Consider the following 16,384-nt stretch of genomic DNA (forward strand, 5'->3'; position numbering starts at 1 on the left):
TGTTCTTGGTGGCCCGGGGCGGAATCGAACCACCGACACAAGGATTTTCAATCCTCTGCTCTACCAACTGAGCTACCAGGCCAAGGAGCAGAATTATAGCAGGCCCAAATGAAATTGCAAGGCCGCACCGAAAATTTCCCCGCGACGATAGGCCGGACGGCGCGTTTCCCCTGCGATTGGCGGGTCGCGCTGGTGCTCCGTGAGCGCGAATTGATCGCCGTTGCCGCCACCGGCATCGCTAATGCCCGCCGGCCGCCCGGCCCCACCGCCAGAAGAGGGCCCAGCCGTAGCGTTGGCGCGACAACCGCTATAATGTCCGGATGACCAGTCCATCATCTCCCCCCGTGCGGCGCTTGATTCAAAGTGATATTTGTATCGTCGGCAATGGCGCCATCGCCAAGACGGCGGCATTGGCCTTCACGCAGGCCGGGCAGAGCGTGACGATGCTGTCGCCGCCGACATCGGCACCAGCGGCGGCGGCGGGCGATCCGGGCTGGGATGTGCGGGTCTACGCGCTCAACCACACCGCCCGCGACCTGCTGGCGGCGCTCAAAGTCTGGGGCGCGCTCGACGCGGCCCGCGTCGCGCCGGTCGACGCCATGCTCGTCAACGGCGACGGCGCCCACGCCGGCGGCCTGGCCTTCGACGCTTACGGCGCCCGCACCGGCACGCTGGCCTGGATCGTCGAAGACCGCAACCTGAACCAGGCGCTCGACGCCGCCCTCCAATTCGCGCCGAACGTGGAGCTGGTCAGCGGCCGCGCCTCCGGCCTGGTGCGCGCCGCCGACGGCGCCGCCGTCCACCTCGACGACGGCACCGTCATCCGCGCCGCGCTGGTGGTCGGCGCCGACGGCGCCCAGTCCTGGGTGCGCGGGCAGTGCGACATCGGCCTCGATTACCGCGCCTACGGCCAGTGCGCCGTGGTCAGCAACTTCGCCTGCGAGCTGCCGCACCACGGCGCCGCGCACCAGTGGTTCACCGGCGCCGAGGGCATCATCGCCTTGCTGCCGCTGCCGGGTAATCAAGTGTCGCTGGTGTGGTCGGCGCCGGACGCGCTGGCCGCCACGCTGCGGCGCGCATCGGCCGCGCAGCTGGCCGCGCGGCTCGACGCCTACGCCGGTCCCAAGCTCGGCGCCCTGACGCCGCTGAAGCCGGAACTGGTGCGCGACATCCCGCTGGTGCTGATGCGTCCCCACGCCATGACCGCGCCGCGCGTGGCCCTCGTCGGCGACGCCGCCCACGTGGTCCACCCGCTGGCCGGCCACGGCATGAACCTCGGTTTCGCCGACGTCGCGCAGCTGGTCAAGACCGTCAGCGCGCGCGAGCCGCAGCGCGGCGCCGGCGACGAGCGCGTGCTGGCGCGCTACGCCCGCGCGCGCAAGGAGGACGTGCTGCTGATGCAGCTGACCACCGACGGCCTGGCGCGCCTGTTCGGCGCCGACCTGGAGCCGCTGCGCGTGGTGCGCAATTTGGGATTAAACTTGCTCGATAAATTGCCCATGCTGAAGCGCCGTTTGATTTCCCACGCCCTCGGCAGCCGGGGCTAGTGTCGTTTTGTTTTTGGTGTTATCGGAGATGTCATGAAGAAGAGTAAGATCGTACTGCTGTTGTTATCGACGCTGATCGCGTCCTGCGTCGGCGCCGAAACGCCGAACGAGGAAACCATCAAGGACAACATCAAGAAGCTGGTCGAGCCGCGCCTGGGCGCCGGCGTCAAGATCGATTCCGTCAAGGCCACGCCCTACGGCGGCCTGTATGAAATCCGCACCGGCGGCGAAATCCTCTACGCGGACCGCAGCGGCAGCTATCTGTTCTCCGGCCACGTCTTCGACGCCAAGTCGATGACCGACCTGACCAAGGCCCGCCTCGACGACATCAACAAAATCAAATTCTCCGACCTGCCGCTCGAGAGCGCGGTCAAGCTGGTCAAGGGCAACGGCAAGCGCGTGATCGCCGTGTTCGAAGATCCAAACTGCGGCTACTGCAAGCGCTTCCGCCAGCAGACGCTCAAGGAGATGGACAACGTCACCGTCTACACCTTCATGTACAACATCCTGGCCGAAGACTCGTTCGACAAATCGAAGAACATCTGGTGCGCGGCCGACCGCAACAAGGCCTGGGACGACTGGATGGTCAGCGGCAAAATGGCGCCGAACGCGCCGGCCAACTGCACCACGCCGAACGACCAGGTGCTGGCGCTGGGCCAGAAGCTGCGCATCACGGGCACGCCGTCGATCTTCTTCGCCGACGGCAGCCGCATCCCCGGCGCGCTCGACGCCAAGGCGCTGGAAGCGAAGCTGGCTTCGATCCAACAGTAATGACGTCGCGCGGCGCCCCGCCGCGCCCCACCCCGCAAGCCCCGGGCCGATTTCGCAAGGAGTCGGCCCTTGTTCGCTGTACGACGGCGGGCCTGGCCGCCATGGCCTGGCCGGCCCGCAGCAGGTCCCGATTTTTACGATGCAAACGCGGTGTCCAAGGAGTTCTAAATGATTACACTCAATATCAACGGTAAAGACACGCAGGTCGACGCCGATCCCTCCACGCCCATCCTGTGGGCCTTGCGCGACAACCTGAACATGACCGGCACCAAATTCGGTTGCGGCGCGGCGCTGTGCGGCGCCTGCACCGTGCACCTGGGCGGCCAGCCCATCCGCTCGTGCGTGACGCCGATTTCGGCCGCCGTCGGCCAGAAGATCAGCACCATCGAGGCGATGGAGTCGGACAAGGTCGGCAAGGCCGTGCAGGACGCGTGGGTCAAGATCGACGTGCCGCAGTGCGGCTACTGCCAGAGCGGCCAGATCATGAGCGCCACCGCGCTGCTCAAGACGAACAAGGCGCCGACCGACGCCGACATCGACAACGCCATGAGCGGCAACATCTGCCGCTGCGGCACCTATCAACGGATCCGCGCCGCCATCCACGACGCCGCCAAAGCCATCGCCTAAGGAGAACAGTATGCGTATCGAATGGCTCAATCAGGAACCGTTGCGGGCAGCGTCCCTCCTCACCCCCGCCGCCGGCCTGTCGCGCCGCGGCTTCATGAAGGCCGGCGCCGTCGTCGGCGGCGGCCTGGTGCTGGGCTTCTTCGTGCCCGGCGCGAACCGCTTCGCCAAGGCGCAGGACGCCGCCAAGCCGATTTATCAGCCCAACGCCTTCTTGCACATCGCGCCGGACAACACCGTCACCGTGCAGGTCAACCGGCTCGAATTCGGCCAGGGCGTGCAGACCGCGCTGCCGATGATTATCGCCGAAGAACTCGACGCCGACTGGTCGCAGATGCGCGGCGAGCTGGCCCCGGCCGGCGACGCCTACCGCGATCCGGCCTTCGGCATCCAGATGACGGGCGGCTCCGGCACCATCAACCACTCGTTTTCGCAGTACCGCGAAATCGGCGCGCGCGCGCGCCATGCTGGTCGCCGCCGCGGCCGAGCAGTGGAAGGTCAAGCCGGAACAGGTCAAGGCCGCGAAGGGCGTGTTGACCGGCCCGGCCGGCCAGAAGGCCACCTTCGGCGCCATGGCCGATGCGGCCATGAAGCAGCCGGTGCCCGAAAAAGTCGTGCTGAAAGATGTGAAGGATTTCCACATCGTCGGCAAGCCGGTCAAGCGCCTCGACGCGCGCCTGAAATCGACCGGCAAGCAGGTCTTCGGCATGGACTTCAAGGCGCCCGGCAGCAAGGTCGCCGTGGTGGCGCGGCCGCCGGTGTTCGGCGCCAAGGTCGCCAAGTTCGACGCCAGCAAAGCCAAGGCCATCAAGGGCGTGATCGACGTGCTGCAAGTGGCGACCGACCGTGGCGGCAGCGGCGTGGTCGTCATCGCCGACGGTTACTGGCCGGCCAAGCAGGGCCGCGACGCCCTCGTCATCGACTGGGACAGCAGCGCCGTCGAAAAAGTCAGCAGCGACAAGCAGCTGGCCGACTACAAGGCGCTGGCGAAAACGCCGGGCGCCGTCGTCGCCCGGGCCGACACCTCCAGGCTGGCCGGCGCCGCGCACAAGATCGAAGCGGTCTATGAATTTCCGTATCTGGCGCACGCGCCGATGGAGCCGCTCAACTGCGTGGTCGACCTGCGCGACGACGGCTGCACCGTGTGGGCCGGCTCGCAGTTCCAGACCTTCGACCACGGCGCCATCGCCGCCACCTCCGGCTTCAAGCCGGAACAGGTGGTGCTGCACACGATGATGGCCGGCGGCGGTTTCGGCCGCCGCGCCGTGCCGACCTCCGACTACATCGTCGAAGCGGTCAACGTCGCCAAGGTCTACAAGGCCGCCGGCCACGCCGGTCCGGTGAAAATCATCTGGAGCCGCGAGGACGACATCAAGGGCGGCTACTATCGCCCGTCGCACGTGCACAACGCGGAGATCGGCCTCGATGAGCAGGGCAACATCGTGGCCTGGAACCACAGCATCGTCGGCCAGTCCATCATCAGCGGCACGCCGTTCGAGCCGGTGATGGTCAAGAACGGCGTCGACGCCACCATGGTCGAAGGCATGACCGGCACCTACGCCGTGCCCATGAATCTGACCGCCCACATCGCCAAGGCCAACGTGCCGGTGCTGTGGTGGCGCTCCGTCGGTTCCACCCACACCGGCTATGTGATGGAAACGCTGATCGACGAAGCCGCGCACGTGGCCAAGACCGATCCCGTGGTCTATCGCAAAAAGCTGCTGGGCGCCGACCATCCGCGCCACGTGGCCGCGCTGGACCTGGCCGTCGCCAAGTCCGGCTATGGCAAGAAGGCTTTACCTAAAGGCCAGGCCTGGGGCGTGGCGATGCACGAATCGTTCAACACCGTGATCGCCTACGTGGTGGTGGCCTCGATCAAGGACGGCGCGCCCAAGCTGCACCACGTCACCGCCGGTGTGCACTGCAACCTGGCCGTCAATCCGCTGACGATCGAAGCGCAGATCCAGGGCGCGGCCCTGATGGGATTGACGACGACGATGCCGGGTGCGGCCATCACGCTCAAGGACGGCGTGGTCGAGCAGCAGAACTTCAGCGACTATCCGGTCGCGCGCATGCCGGACATGCCGGTGGTCGAGGTCCACATCGTGCAGTCGGCCGACGCGCCGACCGGCATGGGCGAACCTGGCCTGCCGCCGCTGGCGCCGGCGCTGGCCAACGCGGTGTTCACGCTGACGGGAAAACGCATGCGCAAGCTGCCGTTCGACCTGGCGTGAGCGGGCGCCGATGACCATCGTCGGCATCCTGCTGGCCGCCGGACGGGGCAAACGATTCGACCCGTCCGGCGTGCGCAACAAACTGCTGCAAACGCTGGACGGCGGCGCGGCCGGTGAACATGCTGGCGACGCCGTCGTCGTCGCCAGCGCCCGCAAGCTGCTGGCCGTGCTGCCGCGCGTGATCGCGGTGGTGCGGCCCGACGACGGCCAGGTCGCCGCCAAACTCGGCGCGCTCGGGTGCGAAGTACGCGTCTGCGTCGACGCCGACACCGGCATGGCCGCTTCGCTGACCCACGCCATCGAGCACGCCAAGGGCGCCGAGGGCTGGCTGGTGGCGCTGGGCGACATGCCTTTTATTCAAACCAATACGATACGACTGTTAGCGCGCGCCATCGACGACGGCGCGCGCATCGCCGCGCCGCTGCACCAGGGCCGGCGCGGCAATCCGGTCGCCTTCAGCCACTTTCATTTGCCGCTGCTGCTGGCGCTGGACGGCGACCAGGGCGCGCGCGCCATCCTGAAAAGCCACGCCGTGCAGGACGTGGTCGTTGACGATCCCGGCGTGCTGCGCGATATTGATACACCGGCCGACCTATAATCGATAACAACAGTGGACACCACGAGAACAACAATGAAGAAAACGAATAATAAATCGCCCGCCGTGGCCTACGCCATCGTCCCGAAGGATTTGGGCGGCCACCTGTTCCAGGTCACGCTGACGGTGGCCGCGCCGGCCGCCGACGGCCAGGGGCTAGTGCTGCCGGCCTGGATCCCGGGCAGTTACATGATCCGCGAATTCGCGCGCAACATCGTGCAGATCAGCGCCGAGGCGAACGGCAAACCGGTGGCGCTGACCAAGCTCGATAAGCACTCGTGGCAGGCGGCGCCGCTCGGCAACAACGCGGGCGCGCTGGTGGTGCGGTACGACGTCTACGCCTGGGACTTGTCGGTGCGCGCCGCGCACCTGGACCAGAGCCACGCCTTCTTCAACGGCACCAGCGTGTTCCTGCGCGTGCGCGGGCAGGAGCAGGCGCCGCACGTGGTCGACATCCAGCGCGCCGCCGATCCGGCCGCGCGCAACTGGCGCGTCGCCACCACGCTGCCGGAACTGAAGGCCAAGCGCTACGGCTACGGCAGCTACATCGCCGCCAACTACGATGAGCTGATCGACCATCCGGTGGAGCAGGGCGAGTTCGCGCTTGGCACCTTCAAGGCGCACGGCGTGGCGCACGACATCGTCATCACCGGCCGCGTGCCCAACCTGGACATGGCGCGCCTGTGCGCCGACCTGAAAACCATCTGCGAAACCCAGATCGCCTTCTTCGAGCCCAAGACCAGGCGCGCGCCGATGGAGCGCTACCTGTTCCTGACCATGGCCGTCGGCGACGGCTACGGCGGCCTCGAACACCGCGCGTCGACGGCGCTGATCTGCAACCGCGCCGATTTGCCGACCACCGCCACGCCGCAGGGCAAAGAGATAGGCGACGGCTACCTGCAATTTCTCGGCCTGTGCAGCCACGAGTATTTCCACACCTGGAACGTCAAGCGCATCAAGCCGGCCGCCTTCGCGCCCTACGACCTGCAAGTGGAAAACTACTCGCCTTTGTTGTGGCTATTCGAGGGCTTCACCAGCTACTACGACGATTTGATGCTGGTCCGCGCCGGCATTATCGACGAGGCGCGCTACTACAAGCTGCTGGCCAAGACCGTCAACAGCGTCCTGCGCGGCAGCGGCCGCAGCAAGCAAAGCGTGGCCGAATCGAGCTTCGACGCCTGGCACAAATACTACCGCCAGGACGAGAACGCGGCGAACGCCATCATCAGCTACTACACCAAGGGATCGCTGATCGCGCTGGCCTTCGACCTGACGCTGCGCACCCGCACCGGCGGCGCCAAAACGCTGGACGATGTGATGCAGGCGCTGTGGCAGCGCTATGGCCGCGACTTTTACGAAGGCGGTGGACGCGGCGTGACGCCGGCCGAAGCCGAGGCGCTGTTCGATGAAATCGGCGGCAGCAAATTCAAGCCCTTCTTCGACAAATACGTCCGCGGCACCGACGACGTGCCGCTGGCCAAACTGCTGGCGCCCTTCGGCGTGGCCTACGCCGACGAGCGCAAATCGGCCAAGCCGAGTCTCGACGTGAACCTGGGCCGCGACGGCAACGACGCCAAGCTGTCGGCCGTCCACGAAGGCGGCGCCGCGCACGTCGCCGGCATGTCGGCCGGCGACGTGCTGGTGGCGCTGGACGGCTTGCGCGTCACGCCGGCCAACCTGGAGCCGCTGCTGGCGCGCTACCAGGTCGGCGCCGGCGTGGAGGTGCACGCCTTCCGCCGCGACGAATTGCTGCGCTTCGACGTCGCGCTGCAAGGCGACCGCGTGCCCGCCGTGACCTTGACGGTGGCCGCGCCGGGAAAGAAAGCGGCCGCGTTCAAGCGCCCCAGCGCCGTGCGTTAAAGCCGCCGTCAGCCTCTTGAAAAAGAAGCATATTCAATTGTTAATTTTTAATCTAAAATGCTCGACCAACAAGAAAGTCTTTGACACCCAGCAGTTGTACTTTTCGGATCTGGACCGCCCTTGAATTTGCTCGACGCCCGCACCGTTATCCTGATGTCGACCCTGATGGGCGGGGCCATGTGCGTGGTGCTGTTCTCGGTGTGGCGCAGTTTTCCGTCCGAGATCGGCGGCGTGAAGCAATGGGCGCTGGGTTTGTTTTGCCTGGTGTGCGCGGCCTGCTGCTACGGAGTGCGCGACGCGCTGCCGGACCCGCTGGCGCCGCTGGCGGCCAGCGCGCTGCTGTTGTGGGGCATCGGCATGTCGATGATAGGGACCGAAAAATTCTACGGCCTCGCGCCCAGCTGGCGCTTGTTCCACGCGCTGTGGTGCGTCGGCATGGCCGGCATGGGATGGCTGCTGCTGGCGCGGGCTTCCTTCGGCGCCCTCATCGCCGTGTTCTCCCTGCTGGTGCTGGTGTTCTACGTGCGCCAGACGATGCTGATCGCGCGCCACGGCGAGCGCCATCTGTCCTCCTATTTTTTCGGCGCCCTGATGCTGACGCAGTCGGTCGTCGTGCTCACGCGCGGCGCGATGGCGACATCCGGTGCGCTCGACGGCGTCAACCTGCTCAAGCACAGCGGCTACCAAAGCCTGTTTCTGGCCGCCGGCAATTTCATGTCGCTGCTGCTGACGGTCGGCTTCATGGCCGTCGCCACGCGCCGCCTGCAAACCATACTGGAACAGCGTTCGACGCTGGACCCGCTGACCAGCGTGTTGAACCGGCGCGGTTTCGCCGACATCTACGTCAAGGAGAGGGCGCAGATGCGGCGTGCCGGCCGCGTCATGACGCTGCTCAGCATCGACCTCGATTTTTTCAAGAAGATCAACGACGTCCACGGCCACGCCAGCGGCGACCGCATGCTGATGCACGTCGCCGACATCATCGGCAAGGCGCTGCGCGAATCGGACCACGTGGCCCGCTTCGGCGGCGAGGAATTCATCGTATTGCTGCCGCAGTCGGGCTCCGACATCGCCCACGCGGTCGCCGAGCGTATTCAGTTCTCGCTGCGCGCGCCCTGCGCCGACGGGCTCACGCCGTGCACCGTCAGCATCGGCCTGGCCTCCCAGCTGGACTGCGACGAGGAACTGGACGGCTTGTTGATGCGCGCCGACGCGGCGCTCTATCGCGCCAAGGAAAACGGCCGCAATCGCATCGAGTTCGCGCCGGCCGATGCGGCGCAGCCGAGCCGCTCCGCCGCCGCCTGACCTTCAGCCGAACAAACCGTCAGCCGAACAAACGGCGCAGTTCCGCGCCCGGATCGGGCGCGCGCATGAATGCTTCGCCGACCAGGAAGGCATGGACGTTGGCGTCGCGCATGCGCCGCACATCGGCCGGCACCATGATGCCCGACTCGGTCACCACTATTTTTTCCGGCGCGATGCGGTCCAGCAGTCCCAGCGTGGTATCGAGCGAGGTGTCGAAGGTGCGCAGGTTGCGGTTGTTGATGCCGACCATGCCGGTGTTGAGCCGTAGCGCGGCCGTCAGTTCCTCGCCGTCGTGCACTTCCACCAGCACGCCCATGCCCAGTTCATGGGCGCACGCTTCCAGCTCCGCCATCAGGCCGTGATCGAGCGCGGCGACGATCAGCAAAATACAGTCGGCGCCCATCGCGCGCGCTTCATAGACCTGATACATATCGATCATGAAGTCCTTGCGCAGCACCGGGATCGCGCAGGCGGCGCGCGCCTGCCGCAGATAGTCGGCCGCGCCCTGGAAGAACTGGCGGTCGGTCAGCACCGACAGGCAGGCCGCGCCATTGGCCGCGTAGCTGGCCGCGATGTCCGCCGGGCGGAAGTCGGCGCGCAGCACGCCTTTCGACGGCGACGCTTTTTTCACTTCGGCGATGACGCCCGCGTCGCCGGCGGCGACCTTGTGCCGGATCGCCGCTTCGAAGCCGCGCAGTTCGGCGCGCAGTTCGGCGTTGCCTTCGACGTCGCCGCGCAGGCTGGCGTAGCTGCGGTATTTTTTGGCGGCGGCCACTTCGTCGGCCTTGACGGCGAGGATTTTATTGAGGATGTCGGACATGATGGGAACCGGTAAAAAGTAAGGGGGGCGGGCGCGATCGCAGTGCGGGCGCGGCGTCAGTTCGCGCTGCCGAGGCTTTGCGTGACCTGCACGAACTGCTCGACTTTTTTCAGCGCCGCGCCGGACAGGATGGCGGCGCGCGCGCGTTCCAGGCCATCGGCGATCGACGTCGCCACGCCGGCCGCGTACAGCGCCGTGCCGGCATTGAGCGCGACGATATCGCGGGCCGCGCCGGGCTGGCCGCTCAGCGCTTCCATGATCTTCGCTTTCGACTCGGCGGCGTCGGCCACCTTCAGGTTGCGGCTGGCCGTCATTTGCAGGCCGAAGTCTTCCGGATGGATTTCGTATTCGCGGATTTCGCCGTCGACCAATTCGCCGACCAGGGTGGCGGCGCCCAGGGAGACTTCATCCATATTGTCGCGGCCATAAACGACGATGGCATGCTGGGCGCCCAGGCGCTGCAACACGCGCACCTGGATGCCCACCAGGTCGGCGTGGAACACGCCCATCAAGATATTCGGCGCGCCGGCCGGATTGGTCAGCGGTCCGAGAATATTGAAGATGGAGCGCACGCCCAGTTCGCGGCGCACCGGCGCCACGTGCTTCATCGCCGCGTGGTGGTTGGGCGCGAACATGAAGCCGATGCCTGTCTGCGCGATCGACTGCGCGATCTGCTCCGGCTTCAGGTTGATGTTGGCGCCCAGCGATTCGATCACGTCGGCGCTGCCGGACGAGGAGGACACGCTGCGCCCGCCGTGCTTGGCCACGCGCGCGCCAGCGGCGGCGGCCACGAACATCGCCGCCGTCGAAATGTTGAAGGTGTGCGCGCCGTCGCCGCCGGTGCCGACGATGTCGAGCAGATTGCGGGTGTCGGCCATCGGCACCTTGGTCGAGAATTCGCGCATCACCTGCGCGGCGGCGGCGATCTCGCCGATGGTTTCCTTTTTCACGCGCAGGCCCATGGTGAGGGCCGCGACCATCACCGGCGACATCTCGCGGGACATGATCTGGCGGAACAGGTGCAGCATCTCGTCATGGAAAATTTCGCGGTGTTCGATACAGCGCAGCAGCGCTTCTTGATGGGTGATCGGCATGGCGGTTCCTTCTTGTATGGGGACGCGGGACGGACTGGTGGCGTGCGCGCGGGCGCGGCGCCCCCAATCAGCGAACCAGGAAGTTCTTCAGCAGCGCGTGGCCGTGCTCGGACAGGATGGACTCGGGGTGGAACTGCACGCCCTCGATGTCGTAGTCCTTGTGGCGCACGCCCATGATTTCGCCGTCGTCGGTCCATGCCGTCACTTCCAGGCAGGCCGGCAGCGAGCTGCGTTCGATGGCCAGCGAGTGGTAGCGGATCACGGTGAACGGCGACGGCAAGTCCTTGAAGACGCCGACGCCGGTGTGCGCGATGGCGGACGTCTTGCCGTGCATGACCTGCTTGGCGCGGATGACTTTTCCGCCGAAGGCCTGGCCGATGGCCTGGTGGCCGAGGCAGACGCCGAGTATCGGCTTCTTGCCGGCGAAGTGACGCAGCACCTCGATGGAAATGCCGGCCTGGGACGGATCTTTCGGTCCCGGCGAAATGCAGATGCGGTCCGGATTGAGCGCCTCGATTTCCGCGATCGTGATGGCGTCGTTGCGGTACACGCGCACGTCTTCACCGAGCTCGCCGAAATACTGCACGATGTTGTAGGTGAAGGAGTCGTAGTTATCTATCATCAGCAGCATGTCAGAGCTCCCCATCGAGGCCGTCTTGCACCTGTTCGGCGGCGCGCAGCACGGCGCGCGCCTTGTTTTCGGTTTCCTGCCATTCCATCTCGGGGATGGAATCGGCGACGATGCCGGCGGCGGCCTGCACGTACAGCATGCCGTCCTTGATGACGCCGGTGCGGATCGCGATCGCCACATCCATTTCGCCGCCGAAGGACAGGTAGCCGCAGGCGCCGCCGTAGATGCCGCGCTTGCTGATTTCCAGTTCGTCGATCACTTCCATCGCCCGCACTTTCGGCGCGCCGGTCAGCGTGCCGGCCGGGAAGGTGGCGCGCAGCACGTCGAGGTTGGACAGGCCGTCTTTCAGCTTGCCTTCGACATTCGAGACGATGTGCTGGACGTGCGAATATTTTTCGATCACGAGGCGGTCGGTGACGGTGACGCTGCCGATTTCGGCGATGCGGCCCAGGTCATTGCGCGCCAGGTCGATCAGCATCACGTGTTCGGCGATTTCCTTGGGGTCGGCCAGCAGCTCTTTCGCCAGCTCGGCGTCGCGGGCCGGCGTGGCGCCGCGCGGCCGGGTGCCGGCGATGGGGCGCAGCGTGACTTTTTTCTCGCCGTCCGGCGCGGTCTCGTTGCGCACCAAAATCTCGGGCGAGGCGCCGACGATCTGCATGTCGCCGAAATTGTAGAAGTACATATACGGCGACGGGTTCAGCGAGCGCAGGGCGCGATACAGCGTCAGCGGCGAATCGACGTAGGGCTTGCGCAGGCGCTGGCCGATCTGCACCTGCATCAAGTCGCCGGCCATCACGTATTCGTGGGCCTTGGCGACGGCCTTCAGATACTCTTCCTTGCTGAAGTCGCGGATGGTTTCGGTGCGCACCGAGCTCGATGTCACCGGCGCGTCGACGCCGCGGCGCAGCATCATGCGCAGGTCCTTCAGGCGCTGGCGCGCCTTGGAGAAGGACTCGGGCTGGGTGGTGTCGGCGTAGACGATCAGATAGAGCTTGCCGGAGATGTTGTCGATGACGGCCAGCTCCTCGGTCACCATCAGCTGGATGTCGGGCAGGCCCAGGTCGTCCTTCTGGGCGCCGGCGGCCAGCTTGGTTTCGATGTGGCGCACCGTGTCGTAGCCGAAGTAGCCGGCCAGGCCGCCGCAGAAGCGCGGCATGCCGGGACGCAGGGCGACCTTGAAGCGCGACTGGTAGCTTTCGATGAAGTCGAGCGGATTGCCCTCGTGCGTTTCGATGACGGCGCCGTTCTTGACGATCTCGGTGCGCGTGCCGAAGCTGCGCAGCACCGTCGTCGCCGGCAGGCCGATGAAGGAGTAGCGGCCGAAGCGCTCGCCGCCGACCACCGATTCGAGCAGGAAGGTGTTCTTGCCGCCGCTCTGGGTCTGCGCCAGTTTGAGGTAGAGCGTGAGCGGGGTTTCGAGGTCTGCGAAGGCTTCCGCGATCAGCGGGATGCGGTTGTAGCCTTGCGTGGCCAGCGATTTGAATTCGAGTTCGGTCATGTCTTCTCTCCATGCCGCCCGGTTTTGGAAGTGGGCGGTGGTGTGTCAAAAAACCTGTCGGGTGCGCGGGCACGTGCGACAGCAATCAGCTTGGCTCAGTTTTGCCAGGATTGCCAGCGTCGCCAAAGCCAGGCCTCAATCGAGGCTGGTTGTGTGACAGTGTGTTTTTTGTCGAGAAACATTATTGGGGATGTCTTTTTTGATGTTCAGTTTTGCGCGCGAATCTGGTTCGCCGCATCGAGCAGCGTGTCAACTATACCATCGGAATCGATAGCGTGTATAGATTCGCCGTGATTGTAACCATAAGGCACAGTCAGCACCGGGCAGCCCGCCGCCCGCGCGGCCTGCGCGTCGTTCGAGGAGTCGCCGATGGCCACCACCTGCGCGGCCGGCAGGCCGAAATCGCGGCAGACGGTGTGCAGAGGCAGCGGGTCCGGCTTTTTCCGGGGCAGCGAATCGCCGCCGTAGACGACCTCGAAATAACGGTATAAATCGTTTAGCTTTAATAACGGTTCGGCGAAGGCGATCGGCTTGTTGGTGACGCAGGCCAGGCGCAGGCCCAGCGCCTTGAGCGCGTCGAGGCCGGCCACGACGCCGGGATACAGCGTGCTGTTTTGGCCGTTGATGGCCAGATAGTGGCGCTGGTAGGCGGCCATCGCGGCGTCGTAGCGTTCGGCCACGCCGGCGCCGTCGTAGTCCAGTGCCAGCACGGCCTGGACCAGGTTCTCCGAACCCTTGCCTATCATCAGCGCGATCTGCTCCCGCGTGATGGGCGCGAGGTCGAATCCGGCGCGCATGCGGTTGATGGCGACGTGGAAGTCGGGCACCGTGTCGAGCATGGTGCCATCGAGATCGATGATGGCGGCGCGCACGCCGGCCAATGCTGAAAAATTGCTTGGGCGCGCCGTCGTCGTCATTTATACGCTCGCCAGCTGCGCGCGCATGGCGTCGATCACGGCCTTGTAATCGGGCTGGCCGAAGATCGCCGAGCCGGCCACGAACATGTCGGCGCCGGCGGCGGCGGCGGCGGCGATGTTGTCGATCTTGATGCCGCCGTCGACTTCGAGCAGGATGTCGCGGCCCGATTCGTCGATCTTGCGGCGCACCTGGGCGATCTTGTGCAGCGCTTCCGGGATGAAGGACTGGCCGCCGAAGCCGGGATTGACCGACATGATGAGGATCAGGTCCAGCTTGTCCATCACGTGGTCGAGGAAGTGCAGCGGCGTGCCGGGATTGAACACCAGGCCGGCCTTGCAGCCGTTGTCGCGGATCAGTTGCAGCGTGCGGTCGAGGTGCTCGGACGCCTCCGGGTGGAAGCTGATGATGTTGGCGCCGGCCTTGGCGAAGTCGGGGATGATGCGGTCGACCGGTTTCACCATCAGGTGGACGTCGATCGGCACCTGCACGTGCGGGCGGATCGCCTGGCACACCAGCGGGCCGATGGTCAGGTTGGGGACGTAATGGTTGTCCATGACGTCGAAGTGGATGACGTCGGCGCCGGCGCTGACGACGTTGCGCACTTCCTCGCCGAGGCGGGCGAAGTCGGCGGAGAGGATGCTGGGGGCGATTTTATAAGTAGGCATGGTGGGGGCTGCGATTAAAAAGATGCGCCATTTTACGCCGGGCGCCGCCGGGACGGCGTTTTGCAGCGCCGCGGGCGCGCCGATTTGTCGCGCTAATTCAGGGTTATACCTTGCGCCCGGCGGCGATTTGCGGTGCAATGTAAGCCTGTCGATAAGCTGGCGATTTCCGCCGCAGCGCTGCATTTGAGAGTTAAGGAATACCTATGGCCACTTACGAATTGACCGTGTCGGTCAGAACCCAGTATCTGCCCGAGAAATCCGACCCGGAACGCACCAATTTCGTGTTCACCTATTCGATCACGATCAAGAACACGGGCACGGTGCCGGCGCAGCTGATTTCGCGCCATTGGGTCATCACCGACGCCAACAACCATGTCGAGGAAGTGCGCGGCCTGGGCGTGGTCGGCCATCAGCCGCTGCTGGCGCCGGGCGAGCAGTTCGAGTACACCAGCGGCACCGCGCTGGGCACGCCGCAGGGTTCCATGGTCGGCGAATACTTTTGCGTGGCCGAGGATGGCCATCAGTTCGAGGCGAAGATACCGGAATTCGTGCTGTCGCTGCCGCGCACCCTGCACTAAGTGGCGACACGGCGCGCGTGATGCGCGCTATGCTGCGCGCTGCCGGTGCGGCGCTTGCCGACGCAGCCCTTGCCGCCCTCGCGCTTAATCGGCCGCGTCGTCCTTGGCTTGCCGTTCCCGCGCCTGCTCGTGGTAGCCCGTTTTGGGACCCGAGAACATGGTCCACCAGACGATGAAGACGAAGATGAAAAACGCGGCCACTGCTTCCAATATCACTATCAACATAACGATCCCTCATGTCATTCACACGCAGTAGTCTACTCGTTCCGCTCACCGTCATCGCACTTTCGCTGGCCGCCTGCACCAGCACACCATTGCCGGCGCCGCCCGCGCTGCCGGTGCCGCCGCCTGTTCAGCCGCAGCCTCCCGTGGCCGCGCCCACGCCAACTCCCACGCCCGTGCCAACGCCGCCCACCAAACCGGGGCCGCCGCAGCTGGTGCCGTCGACTTACTCGGCGCTGCCGGGCTGGGACAAGGACGATGTGCGCGCCGCGTGGCCGGCGTTCATGTCCTCGTGTGCGGTGCTGGTCAAGAAGGCCGACTGGAAGGAGGCCTGCACCATCGCGCGCTCCGTCAGCGGCGGCGATGAACAAGCGGTCCGCACCTTCTTCGAGGCCTTCCTGGTGCCGAACCAGGTGATCGCGCCCGACGGCGCCAGCGATGGCCTCATCACCGGCTATTACGAGCCGCTGCTGCGCGGCGCGCGCAAGAAGGGCGGCCCGTATCAGACGCCGCTCTATAAAGTGCCGGACGATTTGATTACCGTCGATCTGGCCAGCGTCTATCCCGAGTTGAAAGGCATGCGCCTGCGCGGCCGCCTGGTCGGCAAAAAAGTGGTGCCGTATTCGACCCGCGCCGAAATCGAGGGCGCCGACGCGCCGGGCAAGGAGCTGCTGTGGGTCGACGATCCGGTCGAGGCCTTCTTCCTGCAGGTGCAGGGTTCGGGCCGTGTGCAGCTGAGCGATACGCAGGAAACCGTGCGCGTCGCCTATGCGGACCAGAATGGCCATCCGTACAAGTCGATCGGCCGCTATCTGGTCGACAAGGGCGAGCTGACGTTCGAGCAGGCGTCGGCGCAGGGCATCAAGGCCTGGATCGCCGGCCATCCGTCGCGCGAGCAGGAGCTGTTCAACGCCAATCCGAGTTATGTGTTCTTCAAGGAGGAGCGCCTGCCCGATCCGCGCGTCGGCCCGAAGGGCGCGCTGGGCGTGCCGCTGACACCGCAGCGCTCGGTGGCAGATCGG

The 16,384-nt window shown here is 65.8% G+C and carries 15 protein-coding genes, 1 tRNA gene and 1 pseudogene; 9 read left to right on the forward strand and 8 right to left on the reverse strand.

Annotation, left to right across the window (positions count from 1 at the left end; all coding sequences use genetic code 11):
- Positions 1–6: 6 nt before the first annotated feature.
- Positions 7–82: transfer RNA gene (locus Q0S71_RS06065), tRNA-Phe, on the reverse strand.
- A 238-nt stretch (positions 83–320) separates the two neighbouring features.
- Between Q0S71_RS06065 and Q0S71_RS06070 the strand changes: the two genes are divergently transcribed.
- The 7 genes and pseudogenes from Q0S71_RS06070 to Q0S71_RS06100 all read left to right on the forward strand — a co-directional run bounded on the left by Q0S71_RS06070 (position 321) and on the right by Q0S71_RS06100 (position 8,936).
- The gene (locus tag Q0S71_RS06070) at positions 321–1,547 is read left to right on the forward strand and encodes an FAD-dependent monooxygenase (RefSeq protein WP_295992863.1); all 1,227 of its coding nucleotides are present in this window, start codon (positions 321–323) and stop codon (positions 1,545–1,547) included.
- Positions 1,548–1,580: 33 nt separating this feature from the next.
- Positions 1,581–2,318 (forward strand): DsbC family protein, encoded by a 738-nt coding sequence (locus Q0S71_RS06075; protein ID WP_295992866.1) that lies wholly within the window; start codon positions 1,581–1,583, stop codon positions 2,316–2,318.
- Between the two features lie 168 nt (positions 2,319–2,486).
- The gene (locus tag Q0S71_RS06080; protein WP_295992869.1) at positions 2,487–2,945 is read left to right on the forward strand and encodes a (2Fe-2S)-binding protein; all 459 of its coding nucleotides are present in this window, start codon (positions 2,487–2,489) and stop codon (positions 2,943–2,945) included.
- Between the two features lie 10 nt (positions 2,946–2,955).
- Positions 2,956–5,176 (forward strand): annotated as a pseudogene (locus tag Q0S71_RS06085) (molybdopterin cofactor-binding domain-containing protein).
- A 10-nt stretch (positions 5,177–5,186) separates the two neighbouring features.
- A complete protein-coding gene (locus Q0S71_RS06090; RefSeq protein ID WP_295992871.1) occupies positions 5,187–5,774 on the forward strand; it encodes a nucleotidyltransferase family protein in 588 nt (195 codons plus the stop codon).
- Between the two features lie 33 nt (positions 5,775–5,807).
- Positions 5,808–7,631, forward strand: coding sequence for a M61 family metallopeptidase (locus tag Q0S71_RS06095; protein WP_295992874.1), 1,824 nt, complete (start codon positions 5,808–5,810; stop codon positions 7,629–7,631).
- A 120-nt stretch (positions 7,632–7,751) separates the two neighbouring features.
- On the forward strand, positions 7,752–8,936 hold the full coding sequence (locus Q0S71_RS06100) for a GGDEF domain-containing protein (RefSeq protein ID WP_295992877.1): 1,185 nt from the start codon (positions 7,752–7,754) through the stop codon (positions 8,934–8,936).
- Between the two features lie 19 nt (positions 8,937–8,955).
- Here the strand turns inward: Q0S71_RS06100 and trpC are convergent, their stop codons facing one another.
- The 6 genes from trpC to rpe all read right to left on the reverse strand — a co-directional run bounded on the left by trpC (position 8,956) and on the right by rpe (position 14,562).
- The gene (gene trpC, locus Q0S71_RS06105) at positions 8,956–9,756 is read right to left on the reverse strand and encodes an indole-3-glycerol phosphate synthase TrpC (protein ID WP_295992880.1); all 801 of its coding nucleotides are present in this window, start codon (positions 9,754–9,756) and stop codon (positions 8,956–8,958) included.
- Positions 9,757–9,812: 56 nt separating this feature from the next.
- Positions 9,813–10,850, reverse strand: a complete 1,038-nt coding sequence (trpD, locus tag Q0S71_RS06110) for an anthranilate phosphoribosyltransferase (RefSeq protein WP_295992883.1) — start codon at positions 10,848–10,850, stop codon at positions 9,813–9,815.
- 67 nt (positions 10,851–10,917) lie between these two features.
- Positions 10,918–11,481, reverse strand: coding sequence for an aminodeoxychorismate/anthranilate synthase component II (locus tag Q0S71_RS06115; RefSeq protein ID WP_295992900.1), 564 nt, complete (start codon positions 11,479–11,481; stop codon positions 10,918–10,920).
- 1 nt (position 11,482) lies between these two features.
- Positions 11,483–12,979, reverse strand: coding sequence for an anthranilate synthase component I (gene trpE, locus Q0S71_RS06120; protein ID WP_295992885.1), 1,497 nt, complete (start codon positions 12,977–12,979; stop codon positions 11,483–11,485).
- Positions 12,980–13,185: 206 nt separating this feature from the next.
- On the reverse strand, positions 13,186–13,896 hold the full coding sequence (locus tag Q0S71_RS06125) for a phosphoglycolate phosphatase (protein WP_295992888.1): 711 nt from the start codon (positions 13,894–13,896) through the stop codon (positions 13,186–13,188).
- Positions 13,897–14,562 (reverse strand): ribulose-phosphate 3-epimerase, encoded by a 666-nt coding sequence (gene rpe, locus Q0S71_RS06130; protein ID WP_295992891.1) that lies wholly within the window; start codon positions 14,560–14,562, stop codon positions 13,897–13,899.
- 203 nt (positions 14,563–14,765) lie between these two features.
- Here rpe and apaG point away from each other — a divergent pair, with 203 nt between their 5' ends.
- Positions 14,766–15,140, forward strand: a complete 375-nt coding sequence (gene apaG / locus Q0S71_RS06135) for a Co2+/Mg2+ efflux protein ApaG (RefSeq protein ID WP_295992893.1) — start codon at positions 14,766–14,768, stop codon at positions 15,138–15,140.
- A gap of 84 nt (positions 15,141–15,224) precedes the next feature.
- On the opposite strand, the gene Q0S71_RS06140 is transcribed toward apaG, so the two are convergent.
- The gene (locus Q0S71_RS06140) at positions 15,225–15,365 is read right to left on the reverse strand and encodes a hypothetical protein (protein WP_295992895.1); all 141 of its coding nucleotides are present in this window, start codon (positions 15,363–15,365) and stop codon (positions 15,225–15,227) included.
- An 11-nt stretch (positions 15,366–15,376) separates the two neighbouring features.
- Here Q0S71_RS06140 and Q0S71_RS06145 point away from each other — a divergent pair.
- Positions 15,377–16,384: MltA domain-containing protein (locus Q0S71_RS06145; protein WP_295992898.1), on the forward strand; the 1,008-nt coding region annotated here is incomplete at its 3' end.

It is taken from the genome of Rugamonas sp., assembly GCF_025354735.1.
Classification (GTDB): domain Bacteria; phylum Pseudomonadota; class Gammaproteobacteria; order Burkholderiales; family Burkholderiaceae_D; genus Rugamonas.